Origin of the sequence: Rhodobaculum claviforme, from assembly GCF_016653255.1 — a bacterium.
GTDB classification, from domain to species: Bacteria; Pseudomonadota; Alphaproteobacteria; order Rhodobacterales; family Rhodobacteraceae; genus Rhodobaculum; species Rhodobaculum claviforme.
This window is the reverse complement of the sequence record NZ_NHSD01000004.1, coordinates 1-2,611: the sequence shown is the minus strand read 5'-3', so window position 1 is coordinate 2,611 and position 2,611 is coordinate 1. Positions and strand designations below refer to the sequence as shown.

The 2,611-nt window shown below is 64.4% G+C and carries 3 protein-coding genes; 1 reads left to right on the top strand and 2 read right to left on the bottom strand.

Going from position 1 to position 2,611, the window contains the following annotated elements; all coding sequences use genetic code 11:
• Window positions 1–538: peptidoglycan-binding domain-containing protein (locus CCR87_RS00060; protein WP_201155312.1), on the top strand; the 538-nt coding region annotated here is incomplete at its 5' end.
• A gap of 69 nt (window positions 539–607) precedes the next feature.
• On the opposite strand, the gene CCR87_RS00055 is transcribed toward CCR87_RS00060, so the two are convergent.
• Both CCR87_RS00055 and CCR87_RS00050 read right to left on the bottom strand, forming a co-directional pair.
• The gene (locus CCR87_RS00055; RefSeq protein WP_037256531.1) at window positions 608–1,858 is read right to left on the bottom strand and encodes a glycine cleavage T C-terminal barrel domain-containing protein; all 1,251 of its coding nucleotides are present in this window, start codon (window positions 1,856–1,858) and stop codon (window positions 608–610) included.
• Between the two features lie 296 nt (window positions 1,859–2,154).
• Window positions 2,155–2,611: methyltransferase domain-containing protein (locus CCR87_RS00050; protein WP_201155311.1), on the bottom strand; the 457-nt coding region annotated here is incomplete at its 5' end.

The following is a 2,611-nucleotide window of genomic DNA, read 5'->3' as shown; positions in this document are numbered from 1 at the left end:
ATTGAAGGGCGTCGGCCGCCTGAGCTGTACACAGTTCCTGACGGAGCGCGCGGCCGGCTCGGACCTCTATTGGAACATCGGCGGCTGGATCGACGGCTACGCCAGCGCCTATAACGCCTACGTGCCCGAGACCTACGATATCTCGCCCCATGCGCCGGGCACCGCTGCGGACACCTTCTCGGTCTTCCTGGCCAAACATTGCGAGCAGCACCCGCAGGATCCGATCGGCCTCGTACTGAAGAGCCTGCTGGAACGCCTGCACGCGATCCGTGTCACCGACCGCAGCGAGGTGACGACCGTCGCCGTCGACGGCAAGACCTATCAAGTCTACGCCTCCGTGCTGGCACACGTGCAGCAGGCGTTGATCCGCGACGGCTATTACGACGGAACGATGGACGGCAAGTTCGGACCCAAGTTGCAGGCCGCCCTTAGCAAGTTTCAGGCAGATTCCGGCATGCCGGCCAACGGCGCACCGACCGAGGCGACCATGGTCCGCATCCTGTTCGCCGACCTCTCGTCGGACTCTGCCACGCGCTGACCCTGTAGCTGGACACGCACCGCCGTCCGGCCCGGTAAGGACCGGACGGCGTGATGCGGCAGGGCGGCGTTACTCCGCGGCCTGCATCTGCGGGTAGGAGCCACGGGGCAACTGCTTGTCCGGGTCGTAGAACGGTACCCGGTGGACCGTGGCCTCGACGTCTCCTGCTTCGGCGGGCAGGTCGACGTACAGCTTCGTGCCGGCTTCCTTGTAGGCCTTCGGCACCATCGCGAGGGCGATGTTGCATTCCATCTTGGGCGAATAGAACGCGCTGGTGACGTAGCCGATGTCGGCCGCGTCGGACCCATCACGCACCGTCCAGAAGTCGGAGTTGTACCAGGTGATGCGTGGGCCGCCCATCACCAGGCCGACCAGCTTGCGCTCGACGCCATCCTGATAGATCCGGTGCAGGGCTTCCTTGCCGACATACCAATCCTCCTTCTCGGGATCGAACTGCCATTCCAGCGGCGCCTCAAAGGGGTTGGTCTCGATATCCATATCCTGGCCGAAGGACATGATGCCGGCCTCGATCCGCCGGATGTGGCCGGGCGCGATCACCCGCAGGTCGTGCGGCTCGCCGGCGCGCACCAGCGCGTCCCAGAAGCGGTCGGCGTCGGCGGTGGCGTTGCGCAGATAGATCTCGTAGCCGACTTCGCCGGAGAATCCGGTGCGCGAGATCACCACGTCCATGCCGTACATCTGCGTCTGCTTGAGCTCGTAGTACTTCATGCCGTCGAGCTCGTCGCCGAAGATGTCGCGCATCATCGCCTGCGCCTTCGGTCCCTGCACCTGGACCGGCGAGACGTCGATCTCCTTCAGCTCGACATCCATGTTCCAGCCCTGGTTCAACCCCTTGAACCACAGCAACAGGTCGGAATCGGAGATCGAGAACCAGTATTCATCCTCCGCCACGCGCAACAGCACCGGGTCGTTGATGATGCCGCCTTCCTCGTCGCACAGGATGACGTAGCGCGCCTTGTCGACCGGCATCTTCTTCTTCATGTCGCGGGTCACGACGCGGTTCACGAAGTCCTGCGCGTCCGGACCCTTCACCATGATCTGCCGTTCGACGGCGACGTTCCACAGCGTGACATGGTTGGTCAGGTAATAGTATTCGCCCATCAGCGCGTTCTGCTCCTCGGAGAAGTAGAGACGCGGATGGTACATGTGGTTATAGACCGTGACCGCCCGCACGCCGTGTTCGACCGACTTGTGCCAGAACGGCGATTTGCGCACGCGGGTGCCGATCAGCATGCGCACGTCCGCGTCACCGCTCTGGCGCAGGTTGACGGGGACGTTGCGGTCCTTCGTCTGGGGCATGGCGGCGCTCCTTCATAAGCGACTGGAGGGCTCGCGACATCCGGCCGCCGCCTGCGACCGGGTATCGTGTTCATGTCCCTACCGGTAACGCCGCCGCTGCAGGCTTCGATGGCTTTCGAGCGTTGGCCGATCGACGATTTGCGACGTGACTGCTGTCCACCCATGTGATGTTTGCGTGACTTGGCGTTCGCCAAGTTATGGGCGGTGTCGCAGTCGCTCCAACAGATGTCGTCATGTGTCGATACATGGGTGATGAAAGCTCGGGACGGTTGACCCGGGGGAGGGCCGTTTTCGTCCTACAGACGTTGCAGCAGGGTGGCCCGCGTCGGCTGGTCCAGCCAGTAGGCCCCATCGGCTTGCCGCGCCGATGCGGTGAAGCGTTCGCGAAGCCAGTCCTCCTGCGCTGAAACCGTAGGCTCGCGCGCGGGATCGACCCGGATCAGGCCGTTGCGGAACGCCTGGAAGCTCTCGTATTTCACGGGCGCAAGGTATTCCAGGCGGGCGACCAACTGCCAGTCGGTTCCCCCGTGGGCCTTGGTCAGCGCGTCGTCTGCGGCCGCGCGCACGGCCGTCTCGTCCTCCACCATGCGGGTCAAGTCGAACAGCGGGCCCTCGGCGATCGGTTCCACCGCCAGCAGTCGGCCCTCGGGTTTGAGCGCGCGGTGCGCCTCGCCCAGCGCGGTCTCCAGCTCGTCCACCGGCACGTGGTGCAGGGCATTGAAGTACAGCACGTCGTCCAATGTGCCGGTGGAC